Below are 22,380 nucleotides of genomic sequence, written 5' to 3' on the forward strand. Positions count from 1 at the left end.
AGCCCTCGTGCGTACGGCGCCGCTGGCGCCCGTGAACAGGGTCAGCCGATCGGGGCCTCGTACACCAGCAGCTCGGTGCCGGCGACTTCCTCGCCGTCGTCGGGCGCGGCGAACAGCCGAAGCTTGTCGCCCGCCACCTCGAGCGCGACCGGGTTGCGCGTCGCGACGTGCCCGGCCGTGGAGAACTTCGGGAACGGGATCTCGTGCAGGATCTGGTTGTCCCGCAGGTCCAGCAGCGCCAGTCCGCCCAGCTCGTAGCTTCCGCCATCCGAACGCGGCAGCGCGGTGATGCCCGAGCAGATCTGCTTACGCCAGCCGCTGTAGTCACAGTCCTGGTAGTCGACGAGGTGGTCCGGGTTTGCCTGCTTGCTCAGTTGGTGGCCGTTCGCCGTCCAGGAGTACTCGGTGCGCGAGCCCCAGCTGACGCCGTGCACCTCGCCGCTCACCCGGTCCCGGACCACCCCGCCGATGTGATCGGCGACCCGGAACGCCTCGGTGACCTGGTAGGTCTGCGGATCGAGCCGGTAGACGATCGCCCGGCTGTTCGGCCGGTACTCCGCAACCGGTACCCACACGGACTCGCCGTCGAAGTCGATGCCGCCCGGGTGGTACACCGTGCCCTGGCCGAGCTGCACGTCCTTGAGCAGGTTGCCCTGTCGGTCCAGGACGAGCACGTGCCCGACACCCCTGCCCGGCGTGCGGTCGTATCCATCGACTGGCTGCGGATAGGGCACCGGCCGCTCGATGATCTCGACCGTCGACATGAAGATCTTGTCGCCGACGAGCGCGAAGCCCTGCGGGTGGTACGTCGGAAAGCGCAGCGGGATCTTCTGCACCTGCTGCCAGGCGGCCGAACGCGTGGTCTTCGCGAAGGCGACCGTGACCGCGTCGTCTCGCTGCTGCTCCGTTGCCTGAGCAGACGTGGCGACCATGGCGACCGTCGCAACGACGGAGCCGGCAAGGACTGCGATATGAGCGCGTCGCATCGGTTTCCTCTCCAGGTAGATCAACCGACGCGAAGCCTGCACGGCCGAGATGACCGGGCAGTGGCGCTGCGGCGGCGGTCTGGTGTCCGAAGGGCCGCGCCAGAGCGGCGCGTCGAGTGGCTCCAGATGGTAGCAACCGCCCGGGTGGGCGACGGCGGCGCGGAGACGCGCGAACGGACAATCGGGTCGGCGCGGTGAACGGTGAGCGGCACCTGAACGCGGGACCATGGGGCCATGGTGTTATCCAGACGGTTGGCGCGGTTCAACCGGGTCGTGACCAACCGCGTGACCGGTCCGCTGGCCGGGTGGCTGCCCGGCTTCGGCGTCATCATCCATCGGGGCCGCCGCTCCGGTCGCGAGTACCGGACGCCGATCAACATCTTCCGGACGTCCGACGGTTACGTCGCCGCCCTGACCTACGGGGTCACCGATTGGGCGAGAAACGTGCTCGCGGCCGGCGGTTGTGAGGTGGAGATCCGTGGCCGGCGAGCGCGCCTCACGAGTCCCCGCCTCGTGCACGACCCCACCCGCCAGGACATGCCGCCGGTCGTCCGCCAGGTCGTCGGGATGATCGGCGTGACGGACTTCCTCCATCTCCGCACCGCGCCCGATGCAGACCACGTCGACGCCGGACTGCATGGGCGGAGGCACCGGTCCGGGCAGATTGAGTGAGCCGCGACCCGTGTCCACAACGGAGGCTCACGCGTACATCAGGTGCAGCGTCATCCCGGCGTCGGCGTGTGCCAGGTTGTGGCAGTGGTTGGCCCACATTCCGGGGTTGTCGGCTGGGAACGCCACCTCCCAGACGTCGCCGGGGCGCACGTCGAAGGAGTCCAGCCACAACGGACTTCCGGTCGCCGGCTTTCCGTTGCGGGACAGCACCAGGACGTGATGGCCGTGCAGATGCCACGGGTGCACCACCAGTGATCGGTTCACGATCGTGAACTTGACGACGTCGCCGAGGCGTACGACCTGGGGCGGGATGTCCGGATCGGCCGCGCCGTTGACGGTGTGGGCGTACCGCGGAAGCAGTCCGCGCAGGTCGAGGCCGCGGTCGAGAACGAGGGTGAACTCCCTGTCGAACCGGGACCACGGCACCGGAGAACCGACGCCGTAGGTGAGCGGATCCAGCACCGGCCAGCCGCCGGTCGCCGTCGACACCGGTCCGGTCGAGTAGACCGCCCGTCCGTCGACGAACAGCGCCACCGGCGTGGCGGGCGCGGTGAACACCAGGTCGTAGCGTCCCCCGGCCGGGATGAGCACGGCGGTGTCCACCAGCGGCGTCGGGCCCTGCAGGTCGGATCCGTCGATCGCGGCGACCCGGAACGGGGTCCCGGCCAGGGCGTACCGGTGTGTCGTGCTGTCGGTGTTGACAAGCCGCAGCCGCACGGGCATCCCCGCCTCGACCGGCTCCGTTCTCGGTGCGGGCAGCGGAAGGCCGGCCAGCGTGTGCACCGGCACCGTGACGTCGACGCCGGTCACCGGCGCCGGGTGCACCACCAGGACGCCGTAGAGTCCCATCCGCACGCCGACGTCGGATACCGCATGCGTGTGGTACCAGTACGTCCCGGCCTGATCGGCGCGGAACCGATACACGAACTCCTGTCCGGGCAGCACCGCCGCCTGCGTAATGCCGGGCACGCCGTCCTGGCTGTTCGGCACGTCGTACCCGTGCCAGTGCAGCGTGACGCCCCGCGCGATGTCCCGGTTGCGCAGCGTCACCTCCAGGACGTCGCCGACGGTGGCGGTCAGCTCCGGCCCGGGAACCTGCCCGTTGAACGCCCACGCCGCCACGTCACGGCCGCTCACGCTCACCGTGGCGGTCCCGGCCGTCAGGGTGAACCGCCTGGTCGGTTCGCCCACGGTCCGCGCATCCCGATATTCATGATCATGTAGTACGGCAGGAGCAGCGCCCGGGGCGGCGGCCAGCCCGGTTCCGGTCACCAGCGCCGCGACCGCCACCACGAGGGTCGCCCGGGACACCGTCCGGGACGGGCGCGCGCCGAGGACGCGCCACGAGACCGCGGTCGCCGCGACGACCCCGGCGACCGCGAGCAGTCCCACGCCTGCCGACGCCGGATAGCCGTGCAGGACGGTCACGAGCAGGGCGCTGCTCTCGGCGTACCCGGCGAAGAGAAGCGGGAGGGCGACGGTCCGAATGTCGCCCGGGGCCCGCAGCAGCCGCGGCCCGGCGACGACCACCGCCGCGAGCGACAGTGGCGCGGCGATGAGGACCTTCTCCGCCGCGAACCACCAGCCGGCGCGGGCGAGCGCGGTGATCGTGATCGCGCGGGCGAACGTGGCGAGCAGCGCGAAGGCGGCCAGTCCCAGCGCGGGCCGACGGTGCCGGGCGGCCGACGCGGCGCCGCCGCCCAGCCACCCGGCGGCCGCGAGGACCGCGATCACGAGGTCGGCCGCGAGCAGCGAACCGACGGTCATACCGGCTCCCCTTCCCGGACGGTCACCGGGGTGGCGTCGGCCGGTGCCGGGTGGGTCAGCTTGCGCGCTGCCCGGAGGACGGCGACCACGACGTGCACCGCGATGATTCCGTTGACCGCGTGCAGCCCGGCGATGGTCAGGCCGAACGGAGTGCTGGCGCCGGCGGCGTCGGTGGACGCGTTGGCGAGCATGGCGATGAGCCCCTGCAGGACGACGAGACCGAGCGGCAAGGCCGCCAGTCCGATGAGCCGGCCCGGCGCCTTCGCCAGCACGGCGAGCAGGATGGTGAGCAGGGTGAGGACGGGGATGACGACCATCCCGGTGACGCTGTGCAGGGCGTATGCGCCCTCACCCGCGGGTTTCGTGAACGCGCCCACGGCGGCGAAGACGAACTGCAGGGCGAACGCGACGAGCAGCACCGTGGTGACGATGACGAGGGCCTTGCGCATGGTGACCTCCTAGAGGTGAGCCGGGGACAATGCCTGGGCGACGTGATCGGTGGCCGTGATCGCCCCGTACGCGACCAGCCGCACGAGGTCGGCGTCGTCCGGATGGGACAGCCGCCAGAGGGCGACGTCGCCCGAGCGGATCGCGCTGGGCGCGAACGCCGCCAGCAGCGCGATCCGCGTCCCGACGCGGTCCGGGCCGGGCAGGTCCCGGATCAGATCGGCGGCCCACTCCGCGGGCCGGGCCGGGTGTCGTCCGTCCTCCCAGCGCACGGTCGCCGTGACGGTCTGGCGCGCCAGGTCACTCAGGAGGCTTCCGCCTTGCATGGCGGCGTTCTTCAACGACGCGTACGCGACGCCGACCGGGCTGCCCCCGGCCCAACCCGGTGGCGCCGTCGTGCCGGCGCCGAGGAGCGGGAGGCTGCGGCCGGGCTCCTTCGGCTCCCGGGCCTTCTTGGCGTAGAGCCGGCCTCCGACTGATCGCACTATCGGGGAGCGCTGCAGGCCGCCGGGCAGCAGATCCGGGTCGAGCAGCGCCGAGACGCCCCGGTTGATGAAGTGGAAGGCGAGCAGGGTGCCGGTGACCTCAGGGCCGTACGGGCTGCTCCAGGCCGCGGCCCGGGGGCTGCGGCTGGCCTCGGCCCAGGCGGCGAGCTGGGCAAGTCTCGGCTCCGGTGGTGTTTCGCCCCGGGCGATGACCTCGGCCAGCGAGTGCTCGCCGAGCGCATGCAGCAGCATCACGTGGGCGTCGACGCAGAACCGGCAGCGGTTGGCCCGCGACACCGCCGACGCGACGAGTTCGCGGTCGACCCGGGACGCGTCCCCGGCGAGCAGGGCCTCGCGTAGCAGCGCCCAGGTCGCGGCCAGTAAATCCGGCGCGGCCGAGAGCGCCTGGAAGGTGGGCACCGGCCCGAGGAACTCGTCCCGCAGGTGCCGGTAGACCTCCGCGGTGAGACCGGTCGCAGCCTTCACCGGAGCGGGGGTGAAGAAGCGGTATGTCATGGGCTCGATGCTTGCCTCGGCGAACCGGGAAAGCGTCGTGCCGCCGCAGACACTTGCCCGGCGTCGATACCGCGTCCGCAGTACGCCTCATCTACCGCGGACGCGGGATGCTCCCTGGTGACGCCCCGTTCTACAGTGCGATCATGCGCCGCGATCTCCCGTACGCCCTCAGCGGCCTCGCCCTCGGCGTCTTCCTGCTCGGCAACGCCGCGCTCGCGCCGGACGCTGCACCGGTGCGGGCGGTCGACGTCGCCCTGGTCCTGGTCATGGCGGCGGCCCTGGCGGTGTGCCGGCGGTATCCGGTGGTGGCGCTGAGCGGGGTGACCGTCGCCATGCTGACCCTCCACGTCCGGGTGCACCCTGGGGTGTCCGCCGCGTTCGCCGTCCTCGGCGCGGTCTACGTCGCCGCCTGGCGGGGACACCGAACGGCCGCCGCACTGGCCAGCCTCGTATTCCTCGGCGGCTTCCTGGCCCGCGACATCTCGGTCGCGCCGGCCGACCGGCCCGGCCAGCTGATCGCCGAGCGGACCTCCCTGTTGCTGGGTTGGTTCGTGGCGGCCAACGTCGCCGGGCTCGTGGCGCGGCAGCGCCGGGCGTACCTGGAACAGGTCGAGCAGCGGGCGATCGAGGCCGAACGCACCCGCGAGGAGATGGCGTTGCGCCGCGCCGGGGAAGAGCGCCTGCGCATCGCCCGGGATCTGCACGACTCGCTGACCCACAGCATCTCCGTGATCAAAGTGCAGGCCGGGATCGCCGTGCATCTGGCCCGCAAGCACGGGGAGGAACCGGCGGCCGCGCTGCTGGCGATCCAGGAGGCCAGCGGCGCCGCGATGCGGGAACTGCGGGCGACGCTGGGCGTCCTGCGCTCAGCCACCGACGGGGACTGCGTCGGGCTGGCCCGGGTGGGCGAGCTCGCCGAGCGGACCCGGGCGGCCGGCGTGCCGGTGCAGGTGACCGTCACCGGTCAGCCCCGGGACCTGCCCGCCGAGGTCGGCCAGGCAGGGTATCGCGTCGTCCAGGAGGCCCTGACCAACGTGGCCCGCCACGCCGGCCCCGCCTCCGCCCAGATCCACGTCGAGTACGCCCCGGCACAGCTGACCGTCTCGGTGACCGACGACGGCCAGGCGTCGCCGGTTCGGCCGGTGACACCGGGCGTGGGCCTGCGCGGCATGCGGGAACGGGTCACCGGACTGGGCGGCACGCTGCACGTCGCCGCCCGCGACGGCGGCGGGTTCGCGGTACGGGCCACGTTCCCGCTGGACGGTCCGGCGTGATTCGGGTCCTGCTCGCCGACGACCAGGCTCTGATGCGGGCCGGATTCCGGGCGCTGCTCGACGCCGAGGACGACCTGGAGGTCGTCGGCGAGGCCGCCGACGGCGCTTCGGCCGTCGAGCTGTCGCGACGCCTGCGGCCGGACGTCGTGCTGATGGACGTGCAGATGCCGGGACTCGACGGCATCGGAGCCACCCGACGTATCGCCGCCGATCCGGACCTCGCCGCGGTCCGCGTCCTCATCCTCACCAACTACGGGCTCGACTCCTACGTCTTCGCCGCACTCCGCGCGGGTGCCAGCGGGTTCCTCCTCAAGGACGCCGACCCCGCCGACCTGCTGCAGGCCGTCGTCGTCGTGGCGCGCGGCGACGCGCTGCTCGCGCCGGCGGTCACGCGTACGCTCATCAGCGAGTTCGTCGCCGGCCCGCCGCCGGCCGACCCGGCGGCCGGACGCGACGTGCTGACCGCCCGCGAACAGGAGATCGTCGAGCTCGTCGCCCGGGGGCTGAGCAACGACGAGATCGCCGAGCGGATGGTGATCAGTCCGTTGACCGCCAAGACACACGTCAACCGGGCGATGACCAAGCTGCACTGCCGCGACCGTGCCCAGCTGGTCGTGTGGGCGTACGAGTCGGGGCTGATCACACCGCGTCGCCGATGACACCACTTCGTCGTGCGCGGACGACAACGGCCGCGCGGTGGCGGTGCCCCGGCCCGCAGGCGTTGGCCGGCGTGCAAGCGGCTGGTCCATCTGTGCGTCGACAAGGCCTACAGCGCGCGGGCCAACCGCAACGCCGAAAACGGACCCGCGGGCAGCCGTGATTATGCTTTCGCGATGCGAGCCGTGTGGTTGATGTTTGCGGGTGCGTTTCTCAGCCTGGCCAACATCGCGGCCGGTTGGAGCTGGGCATTGGTTGACGCGGATCTTCGCATTGGAAGCTCCGGCCGGCAGGGTATCGACTGGAGCCAGGCGAGCGTGTGGTTGGGCGTGCCGGCCGCAGTGACGATCGTCTTGATGACGGCCGCTATCCGTCGTTCGATGGCTCTGCTGTGGGTGGGTGCCGTTGCGATGGCGTTCCTGTTCGTCCCGTGTGGCGGGGCGCTGCTCATCGACCAGGCGGGGATGGTCGACCGGGCCGGCCTCGCTCCTTGGGGTTGGGCAGCCCATGTGATCGGTATGTTCCTCGCACTGCCCGCTGTAGTAATGGCGCTCTGGCTGTCCCGGCGCGGCAATCGACACTGATGCGCGTGGCCATGGCGGTAATGAGCGGCGCCGGAGTACCTCGGTGATCGATTGGGATCGACCGAGCCCAAGACGTGGGAACTGCGAAAACTGCTCTGCCTGCTACCTCGCGGGTGCGGGCACCCACGCCGCCACGTGGTGCGGAGCCTGTCGCCTGGTCGCTGCGGCCCCGGCTGCGGGGGACCCGTGAGCGAACCGGCCGCTGGTCAGGGCGGCCGTGAGTACGATCAAGGCCGTGAGCAGGGGCGGCAAGATGAGGTCCACTCTCCCGGCGCGGGACGGCACGGCGCAGGAACACGCAGAAGTCGAGCTGATCGGACGCAGCGGGGAAGCAGCTCTGCTCGATGACTTCCTCGCCGGCAGCGCGACCGGTGGTGCTGCCCTGCTGGTCTCGGGGGAGGCGGGTGTCGGTAAGACGGCCCTGTTGGACCTGGCTGCGGCGCGAGCGGCGGTACGCGGATTCCGCGTCCTCCGCGCGGCGGGTGTCGAGTTCGAGTCGGACATGAGTTACACCGGTCTGCGCCGGGTGCTGGCCGCGCTGCTGGCCGGGCTCGACCGGCTGAGCCCGCCGCAGGAACAGGCGCTGGGTGTCGCCCTGGGGCTTACCGAGGGGCAGCCTCCGAGCCAGTTGGCGGTGGCGAACGCGGCGCTGTCGCTGCTGCGGGACTCAGCGGCCGACAAGCCGCTGCTCGTGATCGTGGACGACCTGCCCTGGATCGACGCGGTCAGCGCCACGGTGCTCGCCTTCGTCGCCCGTCGACTCGCCGGCAGTCGGGTGGGTTTCCTCGCCGCCTTCAGGCTGGGGGAGGGGGGCTGCTTCGAAGGCGCTGGACTCGGCGAGCTGGAGCTCAAGCGACTCGACGACGACGCCGCTGCCTGCCTGGTGACGACACGGTTCCCGGCCTTGAGCCTGCGGGCACGTCAGGTCGTCCTTGATCAGGCGGAGGGCAACCCGCTGGCGTTGCTCGAGCTGTCCCGAGTGCTCAGCCAACCGGAGGGTGCGGTGGTGCCGCCAGGTCCTGCCGTCCTGCCGCTCAGCCAGCGCCTTGAGGGGATGTTCGCCGCGCGGGTCGGCCAGCTCCCCGACAACACCCGCAAGGTGCTCCTGCTCGCCGCCCTCGAGGGCACCGGGGACATCGGCCTGCTCGAGGCTGCCTCTGCTGCGGAGGGTGGTGTGAGCAGCCTCCCGCACGCCGAACGCGCCGAATTGGTGCATGTCGACACGAGCCGCTCGCGACTCGAATTCCGGCATGCCCTGGTCCGGTCTGCCGTGGTCCAGATGGCCAGCCCGGACCAGCAACGCTCGGCACACGCGGCACTGGCCGAACAGTTGCACGACCAGCCGTACCGCCGGGCGGTGCACCTGGCAGAGGCAACCGACGACAAGGACGAGTACGTGGCGGGCCTCCTTGAACGGGCCGCGGTGGAGATGCAGCGACGCGGGGACCCGGTGGGTGCCGTCAGCGCCCTATGTCGGGCTGCACAGCTCAGCCCGCACGGCGGGGACGAGAGCCGCCGGCTTGCCCAGGCCGCCTATCTCCGCGCGGACGTGACCGGTGATCTGCGCGGAGTGCCCGATCTGCTGAACGATGCGCGGCGTGCGGACGCCGCCTCGACGCAGTCCCTGGCCTCGGCTGTCGCGCTGTCCTCGCACCGGCTCCACATCGACGGGGACATAGAGTCCGCGCACCGTACGGTGATAGCCGCCATCGATGCGCTCCCCGACCGCGACGCGCCGGATCAGACTCTCATCGAAGCTCTCTACTACCTGGTCGCGATCTCGTCGTTCGGTGCTCGTGACGAACTGTGGCGACCGGTCCACGCGGCGATCGACCGGCTCGGTCCGCGCGCCCCGGAATTCCTGGCGCTCCTTGCGACGACCTACGCTGACCCGGTTCGGCTCGCGCTGCCCATGCTCGGCCGGCTCGACACGGCGGTCGCGCGCCTGACCAGCGACACCGACCCGGGCCACATCGTCCGGGTGGCGATCGCGGCGGGGCATGTCGATCGGTTGCCCGCCTGCCGCGCAGCCCTGTCCCGCGTCGTCGAACACGGCAGGACCGGCGGGGCGATCACTGCCGCGATCCAAGCGCTCCTGCTTCTCAGCAATGACGCCTTCACCGCCGGCGAGTGGGACAGGGCGTCGCAGCTGTGCGGCGAGGGTCTCGAACTGTGCGAGAGTCACGGCTACCGGCTGCTGAGCTGGCCGATCATGCACCAACGGGCGATGATCGCGGCCGCGCGAGGCGACAACGACGAAGCACGCGCTGTTGCCGACCACCTGGACACCTGGGCGACGCCGAGGCGGGTGGGGCTGGTCACCGCCTACGCATCGGGCATCAGAGCCCTGGCCGCCCTCGGGCGGGGCCAGGCTGACGAGGCGTTCCAGCACGCGAACGCCGTCAGCCCCGCGGGAACCCTCGCCTCACACCTGCCGTACGCGATGTGGGCCATCCTCGACCTCGTCGACGCCGCCACCCTCGCCGGAAGGCACCGCGAAGCGGCAGCGCACGCGGCCGCCGCCGAACGTGCCCGGCTCCGCGAGATCTCGCCCCGCCTCGCGCTCATCGCCATCGGATCGTCAGCGATCGCCGCGCCGGATGACCGCAAACGAGACCTGTTCGAGGAGGCACTCGCCGTGCCCGGCGCGGACCGCCATCCGTTCGAGTTCGCCCGGATCACGCTCTACCACGGCGAATATCTCCGCAGGAGCAAGGCGGTCGAAGAGGCGCGAGAGCCCCTTGCCGCGGCCCGGCGCATCTTCCAGCGGCTACGTGCCGAACCGTGGGAGCGGCGAGCAGCTCGTGAGATACGGGCGGCCGGGCGCTCCACCGGCACCCAGCCGGCGGGGCGCGCCGCGCTCACCGAGCAACAGCGGGAGATCGCGCACCTCGCGGCGACCGGCCTCACCAACAAGCAGATCGCCGAACGGCTCTTTCTCTCGCCGCGAACGGTGGGAACACACCTGTATCAGATCTTTCCGAAGCTCGGCGTCACATCTCGCGCCGAGCTGCGCGACGCACTCGCGAAGCTGCCCTCGGACGCCCGTGACAACTGACCAGACCGGATCGGCGAAGCTGCCGCCGACCTCGTCGGACTTGACCCTAGACAGCCAAAAGGCTGGTGTCAGGGAAGGCTGCGATGACGGGTCGTGACACCACCGGGGGTGGCGCCGGCAGCCGACTCGTCGGGCGCGAGGCCGACGTCGGGTTGCTTCGTGCGTTCGTCGACCGGGCCCTCTCCACCGGCGGTGCCCTCGTGCTGACGGGGGAAGCTGGGGTGGGCAAGACAGCGTTGCTGGAGTCGGCTTCCCAATACGCGACGGAAACCGGCGCGACAGTGTTGACTGCGGCCGGGGCGCAGTTCGAGGCCGATCTGAGCTACGCAGGGCTCAACCAGCTCCTGTACCCCCTGCTCGACGACATCGACCGGCTCGCCGCCACGCACCGTCGGGCCCTGACCGTCGCTCTGGGTCTGAGCGGCGGATCACCCCCGGGCCACCTGGCACTGTCGACAGCCGTGCTGGACCTGCTGCACCAAGCGGCCGGCGAGCGCGGACTGCTGATCATGGTCGACGATCTTCCCTGGTTCGACCGGGCGAGCTCGGTCACGCTCGGGTTCATCGCGCACCGGCTGGCCGCCAGCAGGATCGCATTCCTCGCTGCTCTCCGCTCCGGCGAGGAAGGATTCTTCGATCGGACCGGCATCGACGAGTACGAGGTTGATCCACTGGACAACGCAGCATCAGCCGCCCTGCTGACGGATCGGTTCCCCACGCTGGCGGCACCCGTTCGGCAACGCCTGGTAGCGGAAGCTCAGGGAAATCCGCTGGCCCTGCTGGAGCTACCGGCATCGCTCACCGGCCCGCAGCGCACCGCGCAGACTCGGCTGCCGGCGCTACTGCCGTTGAGCCGGCGGCTCCAGAACATGTTCGCCGCCAGGATCGCGGGCCTGCCAGCGCCGACCCGCCGCCTGCTGCTGGCCGCCGTGCTCGATGGGACAGGAGACCTCGACGTACTGCGCAGCATCCCTGTCGGGCACCTATCGACGAATCTCGCGGCGGCCGAACGGGCTCAGCTGGTGCGACTGGACCGCGATGAGGATCGACTGCTGTTCCGCCATCCGCTGACGCGGTCCGCTGTTGTCCAACTCTCCACAAGCGAGGAGCGCCGAGAGACGCACCGGTGGCTGGCAGAGCACTACCAGGACCAACCCGACCGGCGGGCATGGCATCTGCTGGATGCTGCGGTGACGCCGGACCCGGAGGTCGCTTCCATCCTGGAGGGAGTCGCAGACGCCACCCTCCAGCGTGGCGATGCGGTAGGGGCGGTCACCGCCATGCTGCACGCCGTCGAAGTAAGTCCTCGCGGTCGCGAGCGGAGCCGCCGGACGGCCGAGGCCGCGTATCTCGCGGCGAACATCACCGGGGACCTGCGCCGCGTTACCCAACTGCTCGACGAGATTCGCCGAACCGACCCGGGGCGTGCGAATTCCATGGCCGCAGCAGTCGCGGCCTCGTCGCTCCTGCTGAACGGTGACGGTGACGTCGACACGGCGCACCGGTTGCTCGTCAGCGCCTTGGAGATGCAGAGCGACATAGATCTGGCTGAGGAGAAGAACCTCGTCGAGGCGTTGCACACGCTTCTCCTGGTCTGCCTGTTTGGCGGCCGGCCGGAGTTGTACGCGCCCTTCGACGCCGTGCTCAGCGAACTCGGCTCCCGGACCCCCGAGCTCCTCTGGGTCACCAGAAGGACCGTCGCCGACCCGGCTCGTACCGCACGAGAAGCCCTTGACCGGCTCGACGCCATGCTGCCCGGTCTGGAGAGCGAGGCGAACCCGAGCCGGATCGTCCGGCTCGGCATTGCCTGCGCCTACGTCGACCGGCTGGCCTCATGCCGCGCCGCATTGTGGCGAGTGGTGGAAGGCGGACGTGCCGGCGGTGCGGTTGCCTCGGCGATCGAGGCATTGTTCCTGCTCGGCAACGACGGCTTCTTCACGGGGGAGTGGGACCGGACCCTTGCCGCGATCGAGGAAGGCCTCAAACTGTGTGACGACCACGGATATCGAGTGCTGACCTGGCCCGGGGTTTTCCTGCGAGGGCTCATCCACGCTGCTCGGGGGCGGACGGACGTAGCGTCGTCGCAGGCCGACGAGATGACCGGATGGGCCACCCCCAGGGGCGTCGCCCTGGTGCAGTGCTATGCCGCTCACGTGCGGGCGTTGGCGGCGTTCGGTGAAGGGGACGTCGAGGCCGCATACCAGTACACGGCTGCGGTCAGCCCCGCAGGAGTCCTGGCCTCCCACAACCCCCACGCGATGTGGCTCGTGCTGGACCTGACCGAGGCTGCTGCCCGGACGAACCGGCACCGGGAGGCCGCAGCGCACGCCGCTGCGGCACGGCAGGCGGGGATCGCTGCCATCTCTCCACGTCTGGCGTTGCTCGTGGCCGCCGCCGCGGCTGTCGCCGCTCCCGCGGGGAGGGACGTCGAGCTGTTCGAGGAGGCGCTCTCGGTGCCGGGTACGCAGCGCTGGCCGTTCGACCTGGCCCGGGTCCACCTGATCTACGGGGAACGTCTCCGTCGCACCAAGGCCACCACAGAAGGTCGACGGCATCTCACCCAGGCGCTCGAGACCTTCCAACGGCTTGGGGCGGAGCCGTGGGTCGAGCGCGCCAGCGCCGAGCTGCGAGCAACGGGCCTGGCCATCCCTACAGGCGTCGCCCCACAACTCGCAGTGCTGACTCCCCAGCAACAGCAGATCGCCATGCTCGCGGCGCAGGGCATGACGAACAAACAGATCGGCGCCCGGCTCGCTCTCTCCCCTCGCACCGTAGCCACCCATCTGTACCAGCTGTTCCCCAAGCTGGGCGTCACTTCTCGCGCCGGTCTGCGGGACGCCCTCACCGAACAGTCGGCGAAAGAGATCGGCGAACCACCGCGGAAGGACGAATAGGCGGCCGGGCGCAGGGGGCCCGAAAGCTAGAACCGGTACCGAGTAGGGCCGCGAAGAGCAGGTATTCATGCCGTGCTCCTCGGGTGAGGGCCGTGCATGCGTAGGCATGCGGCCTGCGCGGGCAGGACAGGTGTCCGCCCAGGGCCTTCCCAGATGCAAGTCAAATGACTGAATCGGCCATCACCACGCCGCCCTAGTGTCGTAGCCGCGCCACACGGTGGCGCTCAGAGACAGGAGAATTACAATGAGTGCAGATTCGATGGCCAAGAACGTCGTCCTGGTGCACGGTGGCTTCGTCGATGGGTCCGGCTGGCAGGGTGTGTACGACCAGCTCACCAAGGACGGCTTCAACGTCACCATCGTTCAGAACCCGACCGTCTCGCTCGAGGGGGACGTGGCCGCCACCCGCTGGGTCCTGGACGGACAGGACGGTCCGGTGGTCCTCGTCGGCCATTCCTACGGGGGCGTGGTCATCAGCGAGGCCGGAAACCACCCCAACGTGGCCGCGCTGGTCTACATCGCGGCGTTCGCTCCCGACAAGGGGGAGTCGGTCCAGACCCTCATCGCCGACCCGCCGCCCGGCGCGCCGGTCCCGCCGATCCTGCCGCCCCGGGCCGGCCTCCTGCTGCTCGACCGGGAGAAGTTCGCCGAATCCTTCGCCGCCGACCTGCCCGCGCAGCAGGCCGCATTCATGGCTGACTCGCAGGTGCCGTGGGGCGTGGACGCCCTGAGCGGTCAGGTGACCGAGCCGGCCTGGCGTAGCAAGCCGTGCTGGTACCTGATCGCCACCGAGGACAGGATGATCCCGCCGCCGGCGCAGCGGGCGATGAGCGAGCGTACGGGCGCGACGGTGGCGGAGGCTGCCGGAAGCCACTCGATCTATGTGTCCCAGCCCGCCGCGGTGGCGTCGCTGATCAAGGACGCGGCGAGCAGAGCGAACAGCGCGTCCTAGCTCGACGCCCCTGGAGACCCTCGTCGCCTGCCGTCGGATCGACGGCCCCGCGGCCAGGTCTTCCGATGCCACCTCGGTACGTCCAGCCGGCTGACCAGCGGCTGCCGAGCCGGGGTGGATTCCTGCCGATTCTGATTCGGCCCGTTCCTCATGCCTGACCAACTCGGCCGGTTCCCACCGGCCGGGGCGCCGCGCTGCGCCCTCGTGTCTCCACCCAGAAAGAGAGATAGACAGACAATGGACCTTCGCCGTCTCCTGCGGCCTTCCGCCTGGCTTGCAACCGCCGGTGCAGCTGTCGCTGTGGCTGGTGTACTCGCCTCGACGGCTTCCGCCGCAACGATGCACCAGTTCGGCTGGGGAAATGACAAGCCCACGGTCGTGCTGGTGCACGGTGGCTTCGCCGACGCCACCAATAGCTGGGACAAGGTGGTGAAGCGGCTCCAGGACCAGGGCTACCCGGTCATGGCGCCGGCTAACCCCCTTCGCGGTCTTGCCACCGACTCCGCCTACCTCGCCAGTGTGCTGGACAGCATCGAGGGGCCGATCGTCCTGGTCGGCCACTCCTACGGCGGGGCCGTGATCACCAATGCGGCCGCCAACGACCCTGACGTCAAGGCGCTCGTGTACATCGCGGCCTTCGTGCCCGACAACGGCGAGACGCTCGGGGAACTGATTTCGAAGTACCCGGGCAGTGAGATCCAGGCTGCGCTCAACCACGTGCCGTACCCCAACCCGGACGGCTCGACCGGCACGGACCTCTACATCAAGGCGGACAGGTTCCGTGACGTCTTCGCCGCCGACCTGCCGAAGTCGACCACCACGGTGATGTCCGCGACCCAGCGGCCGTTCAGCGCCCAGTCGTTCGCCGACCCGACGCAGGCGGCGGCGTGGCACACCATCCCGTCCTGGGGTCTGGTCGCCACCGCCGACAAGGCGATTCCGGCGGAGCTTGAGCGATTCGAGTACGAGCGGGCTGGTGCCCGCGAGGTGGTCGAGGTGAGCGGCGCATCGCACAGCGTCATGGCCAGCCAGCCCGGTGTGGTGACCGAGCTCATCGTCGAAGCGGCCAACGCCACCGACTGACCCGGCGGCATATGCCAGATCAGGCACTGCGACAGGTGCGGTCGGCCCAAGGACATCCCTTGGGCTGACCGCCCCCGCCGTCTGTTCACCGTCGGTGGTCGTTCACCGGCCGGCGCTACGTAGCCCGCCTCGCTGAGGTAGTCGCGCAGCTTGGCAAGCGACCAGCAGGAGAACGGCCGGCCGAGGAAACGGGGGTCGCTCCGGGCGATGACGCAGATCCAGTCGCGCGTCTGCTCATCGATCCGTCTCGGTGTGCCAGATAATCAGTCGCCGGCCGTCCAGCACGTCGCGCGTCGGCCGTCAGAGTTCGTACGCCTTGGCGTGGCGCGGCTCGTACAGGCCCAACTCCCCGCCGCCGGGTAGGCGGAGCACCGTCCTCAGGCCCCAGCCCTCATCGCTGACCGGCTGGGTGAACTCGACACCCTTGGCGGTCAGCTCGGCGACGGTCGCGGCAACGTCATCGCACATGAGGAACAGCTCGTGCGAGGCGGAGTCGGCGGGATGCACGGCGACCTCGGCCGGCGGCAGCTTGAAGATCAGCCATCCGCCCCCGGCGTCGACGTTCGGGTAACCCAGCACATCCCGGAAGAAGGCACGGTCCGCCTCGGCGTCCCGGCTGTAGATCACCACGTGTGCGCCATTGATCACCGCATGACGATACCCAGACCGTACGGCGCTGCGGCGGCGGTCCGCGCAAGAGACCTGCTGCCGGTCAGCCCACCTTGGGTACGGCGCGGGAGATGATCGCGGCGAAGTCGACACCGGCCGGCAGGGTGCCGTACGCCTGCCCGTGGTCGCCGCCGAGCCGGGACGCGCAGAAGGCGTCGGCGACGGCGGGGTGGCCGTGCCGCACCAACAGCGAGCCCTGCAGGACCAGCGCGAGCCGTTCGACGACGCGGCGGGCCCGCAGTTCGAGGTCGCCGTGGTCGGACAGCTCGGACTGCACCTGGCGTAGGGCGGCGTCGAGCCGCGGGTCGGCGCCGGCAGCGGCGGTCGCCTCGGCCCGGAACGCCTCCATGACCTGGGGTTCCCTGGCGAGAGCGCGCAGTACGTCCAGCGCCGCGACGTTGCCGGACCCCTCCCAGATCGAGTTCAGTGGGGACTCGCGGAACAGCCGCGGCATGCCTGATTCCTCGACGTAGCCGTTGCCGCCCAGGCATTCGAGGGCCTCGGCGGCGTGCGCCGGCCAGCGCTTGCAGACCCAGTACTTGCCGATGGCGAGGGCGAGCCGCTTGAACGCCGTCTCGCTGTCGTCGCCGCGCGCGGACCGGTCGGTCGCTCCGGCGAGCCGCATCATGAGGACGGTGGCGGCCTCGGACTCGACCGCGAGGTCGGCGAGCACGTTGCGCATCAGCGGCTGGTCGACGAGGTACCGGCCGAAGGCCCGCCGATGGGCGGCGTGGTGGGCGGCGGTGAGCACGCCTTGGCGCATTCCGGCCGCTGCGCCGATGACGCAGTCGAGGCGGGTCAGGTTGACCATGTCGATGATGGTGCGCACGCCCTGGCCCTCGTCCCCGATGCGCCAGGCGACCGCGTGCTCGTACTCGACCTCCGCCGAGGCGTTGGACCGGTTGCCGAGCTTGTCCTTCAGGCGCATCAGCCGCATCGGGTTACGCGTGCCGTCCGGAAGGACGCGCGGGACGAGGAAGCAGGTGAGTCCGCCCGGTGCCTGGGCGAGGGTGAGGAAGATGTCGCACATCGGCGCCGAGGTGAACCACTTGTGCCCGAGGAGCCGGTAGGTGCCGTCCGGCTCGGGGTGGGCGGTGGTGGTGTTGGCGCGCACGTCCGAGCCGCCCTGCTTCTCCGTCATCGACATGCCGGCCAGCAGGCCCCGCTTGGTCAGCGGTGCCCGCAGCCCGAAGTCGTACGTCGCGGCGGTGAGCAGCGGCTCGTACTGTGCGGCCAGCTCCGGGTTGTGCCGTAGCGCCGGCACCGCCGCGTAGGTCATCGAGATCGGGCAGCCGTGGCCGGCGTCGGGGCGCCAGGTGTAGAACCTGGCCGCCCGGGCCACGTGTGCGCCCGGCCGGTCGTCCGCCCACGGCGCGGCGTGCAGGCCGTGCGTGACCGCGGTGCGCATCAGCTCGTGCCAGGCCGGGTGGAACTCCACCTCGTCGATCCGGTGGCCGTAGCGGTCGTGGGTGCGCAGCACCGGCGGGTGCTCGTTCGCCAGCCGCCCGTACTCCGCCGCCTGCTCGCTGCCGCCGATCCGGCCGAGCTCGTGCAGCTCGGCGGCGGCCCAGCCGGCGCCCTCCCGCTCGAGCCCGTCGAGCAGTGCCGGGTCGTCCGCCGCGTCATAGCCGGCCAGCGGGGGAACCTGGTTGAACACCTCGTGCGTCGTCACGGCGATACTCCCAGCGCGCGGTGGATGAAGGTGATCAGGCCGGGGATGGTGTCCGGGCCGGCCATCCCGGCGGCCAGCGGACCGACCATGGCCTCGGCCAGGGCGCCGACCAGTGCGGTCGCGGTCAGCTCCGGGTCCTGTGGGGGTAGTTCGCCGCTCGCCACGCCCGCCGCGACGTACCCGGCGATCAGTTCGGCGTACGCGCGGCGGAAGACCAGCCGCTCGGCGTCGACCGCCGGGTCGACCGGCTCGGCGAGCAGGGCGTACGCCAATCGCGGCGACTGCAGCGCGCGGCCGGCGAACGTCTCGACGATGGCGGACAGCCGCTCGGCGGTGGTGCTCTCCAGCGCTGCGGCGCGCGCGACCGCGTCCACCTCGCGCTGCGAGGCGGTCCGGAACACCTCGGCGAACAGGTTGGCCTTGGTGGGGAAGTGGCGGTAGACGCTGCCGGTCGCCACGCCGGCCCGCTCGGCCACGGCGGCGACCGAGCAGCCGGCGTATCCGTGCTCGGCCATGATCTTCAGCGCGGCGGTGATGATCCGCTCCCGGGAGGCGCTCAGGCGGGCTCTCACCCGCTCGGTGCTCCGGTAGACCACGCAAGGATTGAACCACCATTCAATCCTTGGCTACAAGGTGATGACCATCCCCCGGACGCCGGGCTCCCGCGGCGGGCCGTCAACAAGTACTCTCCCGGCGGAGAGGAACGCGATGATCAGTCGTCGAAAGTTGATCGCCACCGGTGTGGGTGTCACGGCCGGTCTGGTGACCGCAGGTTGCAGCCGTGGACCGTCGTCCGGGGCTACGTGGTCGCACCCTGGTCTGGCCGCGGCCAGCGCCCCGCCGGAACAGGTGCAAGTGACCGTCACGCCGGCCGCCGATACCAAGAAGGTGTCGCCGCTCGAGCAGGTCGTCGTGGCGGTGGAGGGCGGCACGCTCAAGGATGTCTCGGTGGCCGCCGGGAGCAAGACCGTCGCCGGCGAGCTGGATGGAGACGGTCTGACCTGGCGTTCGACCGGCAAGCTGGCGTACGGCAAGACCTACAGCGTGACGGTGTCGGCGGCCGACTCCGCCGGTGCGCTGACCCAGCACACCAGCAGCTTCAGCACGGTCAAGCCGTCCGGGGTCGCTTCCGTCACGTTCCAGGCCAACGCGCTGACCGCCCTGCGGGACGGTGGCACGTACGGGGTCGGTCTGCCGGTCATGGTGAACTTCAGCAAGCCGGTCAAGAACCGCGCCGAGGCCGAGCAGGCGATGCTCGTGGAGACCACGCCGGCCGTCGAGGGACGGTGGCGCTGGATCGACAGCCGGAACGCGCACTGGCGGCCGGCGAAGTACTGGACCCCGGGCACGAAGATCTCGGTGAAGATCAACCTGTTCGGCCGTGATCTCGGCAAGGGCGTCTACGGCGGCGCCGACGCCAGCACGAACTTCACCATCGGTCCGTCCCGCATCGCTATCGCCGACGCGAGCACCCACCGGATGAAGGTCTACATCGACGGCAGGATGGTGCGCGACATCCCGGTCAGCATGGGCAAGGGCGGCACCGTCGTAGGCGCGGACGGCAAGATCGTCAGCTACTGGACGGCCTCCGGCCCGCACGTGGTGATGACCCGGGAACCCGCGCACCGGATGACCTCCGCCAGCTACGGGATCGTCGATCCCAAGGACCCCAACTACTACGACGAGGTCATCAAGCTCTGCGTGCGGATCTCGTACACGGGCGAGTTCGTCCACCTGGCCGACTGGAACATCGGGGCGCACGGCAGGGAGAACACCTCGCACGGCTGCATCAACGTCGGACCGGACCATGCCCGATGGTTCTACGACACGTTCCGGCTCGGGGACGTGGTCGATGTGCGCAACACCCCGCGACGGATGGGACTCACCGACGGGGTGGGCGACTGGACCGTACCGTGGGACAAGTGGTGAGCAACGGCCCCACGGCACGGCCCGCAAGCTGACGGACGCGCTGTCGGGGGGCGGCGCGGCTCATTCGCCGCCGGCAGCGCCGGCCTCAGGCGGGCGAGGGCCGGGCCTCCGCCGTCGCCAGGGAGAGCCAGAAGAAGCCGTGACCGGCTACGCCGAGGTCGTACTCGCCGGACTCCTGCACCGTCGGGAATTCGGCGCCGCCCATGAGCTCCCGGGGCCGACGACCGGCGTACGGGGGCAGGGTCAGCGTCGTCGTCTGTGGGTACCGGGAGAAGTTGAACAGGCACAGCACCTCGTCGTCGCGCTCGCCGCGGAGGAATGCCAGCACGGCCGGGTTGGTGGAGCGGACGATGCGGCAGCCGGGGCGGGAGAACGCCGTCCAGGCGTGCCGCGTCTCCATCAGCTTCTCCACCACGTGCAGCAGGGAGGACCGGGCGCGGAGTTGGTTCTCCACGTTGACCGCCATGTAGCCGTAGATCGACTCGTGGATCAGCGGCGCCGGCAGGTTCTCCGGCTGTGCCACCGAGAAGCCTCCGTTGCGGTCCGGTGCCCACTGCATCGGCGTGTTGACCGCCCGGTTGCCGGGCAGCGACAGGTTCTCGCCCATGCCGATCTCGTCGCCGTAGTAGACGACCGGAACGCCGGGCATGGACAGCAACAAGGCGAACGCGAGTTCGAGCTGCCCCCGGTCGTCGTTGAGCAGGCTGGCCGTCCGCCGGCGGATGCCGGTCGCGCCCCGCATGCGGGCCAGCGGCGCGTACGTGTGCAGCAGTTCCTCGCGTTCCCGCTCATGCAGCAGGCCCAGCGACATCTCGTCCCCGTCGCGGAGGAACACCGCCCAGTGGCGGTCACCCGGCTGGTCCCGCATCTGTGACAGCACCCGGGACACCGGCCGGTGCGTCTCGCGCCGCATGGCGAGCAGCAGACTCGGCATGAGCGAGGCGTACATCACGAGGTGGCACTCCGGGTGCTCCGCGGTGCCGAAGTAGGAGCTGGCGCCTTCCGGCCAGTCCTCACTCCACGCGATGAAGATCCGGTTCGGGTACGTCGAGTCCAACCAGGACCGCAGGTCCCGCAGGTAGCTGTGCGTCTCGTCGAGTCCCTTGCTCGACGTGCCGGTGCGCTCGAACAGGTAGGGCACCGTGAGCAGGCGCAGGCCGTCGACCCCCTGCCGGAGCCAGAAGTCCATCACGTCACGCATCGCGGCCCGCACCTCGGGCGCGTCGTAGTTCAGGTCCGGCTCGTGTTGGCTGTAGCGGTGCAGGTAGTACTGTCGCCGCTTTCCGTCGTACGTCCAACCCGCGCCACGGCTGCTGAGCGGTTCGTCCGCCTCGGCGTAGGCGTCGCCCGTGTCCCGCCACACGTAGAAGTTGCCGTACGGGCCGTCCGGGTCGCTCCGGGAGGCCTCGAACCACGGATGCTCGTCGCTGGTGTGGTTGAGCACCAGGTCCAGCACCACCCGCAGGCCCTGCCGACGGGCGAGGCTCAGCAGCTCCAGCAGGTGCGACGGCTGCCCGAGGCCGGCGTCGATGGCCTCGAAGTCGGACGCCGCCCTACCGTCACCCAGCGCCGGCGATGCCATGATCGGGTTCAGCAGCAGGCAGTTCACCCCCAGCCGGCGCAGGTAGTCCAGCTTCTCGGTGATGCCGCGCAGGTCGCCGTGGCCGTCGCCGTCGGAGTCGTAGAAGAACCGCACGTTCACCTCGTAGAACGTGCTGCCGGCCGCCCAGTTGGGGTCGTCCGGCGGCTCCGGGCCGGGGTCGTTCTCGACCTCGCTGCGGGCGACGCGGAGCCGGCCCGACAGGGCTTGGCGGGCGCGCGCGGCCACCCGCTCCGCCGGGTCCCGCTCCAGGGTCTCGAGCGTCTCGAACGCGGCCACCAGCTGCTCGCGGCTCCGGTTCCTGCCGTGCGCCCAGTTGCTCAGCTCGTCCACGGCGAGCACCCGTGCCGACTCGAGCCCGCTGCGGGTGAGCGCGAGGAGGTCGCCCGGGATCAGCTCGGGCCGCCGGGGCGCGTTGCTGAGGATCAGGTCCCCGACGCCGGCGGCCCGCATCTGCGGGGTCTGCCGGCGTTCCCGGTCGACCATCCGTACCGCCGCGTAATCGAAGGCCTCCCGGACGCTGATGATCCCGTTGCCGTCGCGGTCGGCCGCGCCGGTCCGCAGCCCCTCGAGAAAGGGGCCGGAGAACGCGGACGGCAGCGCGTGCTGCTTGTAACCGTCACCCTCGTGTGCCAACTCGGTGGCCCCGGCGGACACCACGACGATGCGGCTGCGGTCCCCGCGCTGCTTGAGGTCGCCGAAGGCGCCCGCGTGGCAGCAGTCCAGGATCAGGACCAGCCCGCTGGCCCGGCACTCGTCGATCCAGAGCCGCAGCTCGTCGGTCGGTACGGCGGTCGGCGGAAGGCGGTCCGGGTCGGTGTCGGTTGCCGTCAGGTAGAGGCGATGGCCGTTGTGCAGTCGCCCGTGGCCGGAGTAGTACACGAGCAGGAAGTCGTGGGGATCGGCGCTCTTCAGGAAGTCGTACAGGGTGACCTGCGCGGTGTGGGAGTCGTCGTCGAGGGAGTCCCGGACGTCGTCGAAGGCGGCGAGGCCGGGGTCCCGGAGGAGCCGGGCCCAGTCCTTGAGGTCACTGCCGGGTGAGTCGAGGTTGGGCAGTGCTTCGCTGGCGTAGGTGCCCACACCGATCAGGAGCGCACGCTTCACCGCGGGTGCCCACCGGGTCCGGACGCCTCTG

Annotated in this window: 17 protein-coding genes; 9 read left to right on the top strand and 8 right to left on the bottom strand. The window is 70.7% G+C overall.

What is annotated here, in order from left to right:
• Nucleotides 1-41: 41 nt before the first annotated feature.
• On the bottom strand, nucleotides 42-986 hold the full coding sequence (locus tag GA0070624_RS19835; RefSeq protein WP_091343246.1) for a DUF6454 family protein: 945 nt from the start codon (nucleotides 984-986) through the stop codon (nucleotides 42-44).
• A gap of 234 nt (nucleotides 987-1,220) precedes the next feature.
• Between GA0070624_RS19835 and GA0070624_RS19840 the strand changes: the two genes are divergently transcribed.
• Nucleotides 1,221-1,658 (top strand): nitroreductase family deazaflavin-dependent oxidoreductase, encoded by a 438-nt coding sequence (locus tag GA0070624_RS19840; protein ID WP_091343249.1) that lies wholly within the window; start codon nucleotides 1,221-1,223, stop codon nucleotides 1,656-1,658.
• Nucleotides 1,659-1,685: 27 nt separating this feature from the next.
• On the opposite strand, the gene GA0070624_RS19845 is transcribed toward GA0070624_RS19840, so the two are convergent.
• The 3 genes from GA0070624_RS19845 to GA0070624_RS19855 are packed head-to-tail and all read right to left on the bottom strand — an operon-like array spanning nucleotide 1,686 to nucleotide 4,873.
• Complete coding sequence (locus tag GA0070624_RS19845) at nucleotides 1,686-3,425, bottom strand: multicopper oxidase family protein (RefSeq protein ID WP_091343252.1); 1,740 nt, start codon at nucleotides 3,423-3,425, stop codon at nucleotides 1,686-1,688.
• Complete coding sequence (locus GA0070624_RS19850) at nucleotides 3,422-3,874, bottom strand: DUF6220 domain-containing protein (protein ID WP_091343254.1); 453 nt, start codon at nucleotides 3,872-3,874, stop codon at nucleotides 3,422-3,424. The genes GA0070624_RS19845 and GA0070624_RS19850 overlap by 4 nt, the downstream gene beginning before the upstream one ends.
• A 9-nt stretch (nucleotides 3,875-3,883) precedes the next feature.
• Nucleotides 3,884-4,873 carry a carboxymuconolactone decarboxylase family protein gene (locus GA0070624_RS19855; RefSeq protein WP_091343256.1) on the bottom strand — a complete coding sequence of 330 codons (990 nt, stop codon included), beginning with the start codon at nucleotides 4,871-4,873 and terminating at the stop codon, nucleotides 3,884-3,886.
• 143 nt (nucleotides 4,874-5,016) lie between these two features.
• Here GA0070624_RS19855 and GA0070624_RS19860 point away from each other — a divergent pair, with 143 nt between their 5' ends.
• The 7 genes from GA0070624_RS19860 (at nucleotide 5,017) to GA0070624_RS19890 (ending at nucleotide 15,375) form a co-directional block, all read left to right on the top strand.
• Complete coding sequence (locus tag GA0070624_RS19860; RefSeq protein ID WP_091349134.1) at nucleotides 5,017-6,147, top strand: sensor histidine kinase; 1,131 nt, start codon at nucleotides 5,017-5,019, stop codon at nucleotides 6,145-6,147.
• Complete coding sequence (locus GA0070624_RS19865) at nucleotides 6,144-6,806, top strand: response regulator (protein WP_091343259.1); 663 nt, start codon at nucleotides 6,144-6,146, stop codon at nucleotides 6,804-6,806. The genes GA0070624_RS19860 and GA0070624_RS19865 overlap by 4 nt, the downstream gene beginning before the upstream one ends.
• Nucleotides 6,807-6,980: 174 nt before the next feature.
• Nucleotides 6,981-7,388: a hypothetical protein gene (locus GA0070624_RS19870; protein ID WP_091343261.1), complete on the top strand. Its 408-nt coding sequence runs from the start codon at nucleotides 6,981-6,983 to the stop codon at nucleotides 7,386-7,388.
• A 253-nt stretch (nucleotides 7,389-7,641) separates the two neighbouring features.
• Nucleotides 7,642-10,446, top strand: coding sequence for an ATP-binding protein (locus GA0070624_RS19875; protein WP_091349138.1), 2,805 nt, complete (start codon nucleotides 7,642-7,644; stop codon nucleotides 10,444-10,446).
• Between the two features lie 83 nt (nucleotides 10,447-10,529).
• The gene (locus tag GA0070624_RS19880) at nucleotides 10,530-13,340 is read left to right on the top strand and encodes an ATP-binding protein (RefSeq protein WP_091343264.1); all 2,811 of its coding nucleotides are present in this window, start codon (nucleotides 10,530-10,532) and stop codon (nucleotides 13,338-13,340) included.
• A 244-nt stretch (nucleotides 13,341-13,584) separates the two neighbouring features.
• Nucleotides 13,585-14,292 carry an alpha/beta hydrolase gene (locus tag GA0070624_RS19885; protein ID WP_176731788.1) on the top strand — a complete coding sequence of 236 codons (708 nt, stop codon included), beginning with the start codon at nucleotides 13,585-13,587 and terminating at the stop codon, nucleotides 14,290-14,292.
• 300 nt (nucleotides 14,293-14,592) lie between these two features.
• Nucleotides 14,593-15,375, top strand: a complete 783-nt coding sequence (locus GA0070624_RS19890) for an alpha/beta fold hydrolase (RefSeq protein ID WP_245718889.1) — start codon at nucleotides 14,593-14,595, stop codon at nucleotides 15,373-15,375.
• Between the two features lie 300 nt (nucleotides 15,376-15,675).
• On the opposite strand, the gene GA0070624_RS19900 is transcribed toward GA0070624_RS19890, so the two are convergent.
• From GA0070624_RS19900 to GA0070624_RS19910, 3 genes are all read right to left on the bottom strand, one after another.
• On the bottom strand, nucleotides 15,676-16,023 hold the full coding sequence (locus GA0070624_RS19900) for a VOC family protein (protein ID WP_091343272.1): 348 nt from the start codon (nucleotides 16,021-16,023) through the stop codon (nucleotides 15,676-15,678).
• A gap of 64 nt (nucleotides 16,024-16,087) precedes the next feature.
• Nucleotides 16,088-17,716 (bottom strand): isovaleryl-CoA dehydrogenase, encoded by a 1,629-nt coding sequence (locus tag GA0070624_RS19905; RefSeq protein WP_091343276.1) that lies wholly within the window; start codon nucleotides 17,714-17,716, stop codon nucleotides 16,088-16,090.
• Nucleotides 17,713-18,312, bottom strand: a complete 600-nt coding sequence (locus GA0070624_RS19910) for a TetR/AcrR family transcriptional regulator (protein WP_091343278.1) — start codon at nucleotides 18,310-18,312, stop codon at nucleotides 17,713-17,715. The genes GA0070624_RS19905 and GA0070624_RS19910 overlap by 4 nt, the downstream gene beginning before the upstream one ends.
• A gap of 259 nt (nucleotides 18,313-18,571) precedes the next feature.
• On the opposite strand from GA0070624_RS19910, the gene GA0070624_RS19915 reads away from it, so the two are divergent.
• Nucleotides 18,572-19,645 (top strand): L,D-transpeptidase, encoded by a 1,074-nt coding sequence (locus GA0070624_RS19915; RefSeq protein ID WP_245718890.1) that lies wholly within the window; start codon nucleotides 18,572-18,574, stop codon nucleotides 19,643-19,645.
• Between the two features lie 85 nt (nucleotides 19,646-19,730).
• Here the strand turns inward: GA0070624_RS19915 and GA0070624_RS19920 are convergent, their stop codons facing one another.
• Nucleotides 19,731-22,349 (bottom strand): alpha-amylase family glycosyl hydrolase, encoded by a 2,619-nt coding sequence (locus tag GA0070624_RS19920; protein ID WP_091343282.1) that lies wholly within the window; start codon nucleotides 22,347-22,349, stop codon nucleotides 19,731-19,733.
• Between the last annotated feature and the right edge of the window lie 31 nt (nucleotides 22,350-22,380).

The organism is Micromonospora rhizosphaerae (assembly GCF_900091465.1).
GTDB classification, from domain to species: Bacteria; Actinomycetota; Actinomycetes; order Mycobacteriales; family Micromonosporaceae; genus Micromonospora; species Micromonospora rhizosphaerae.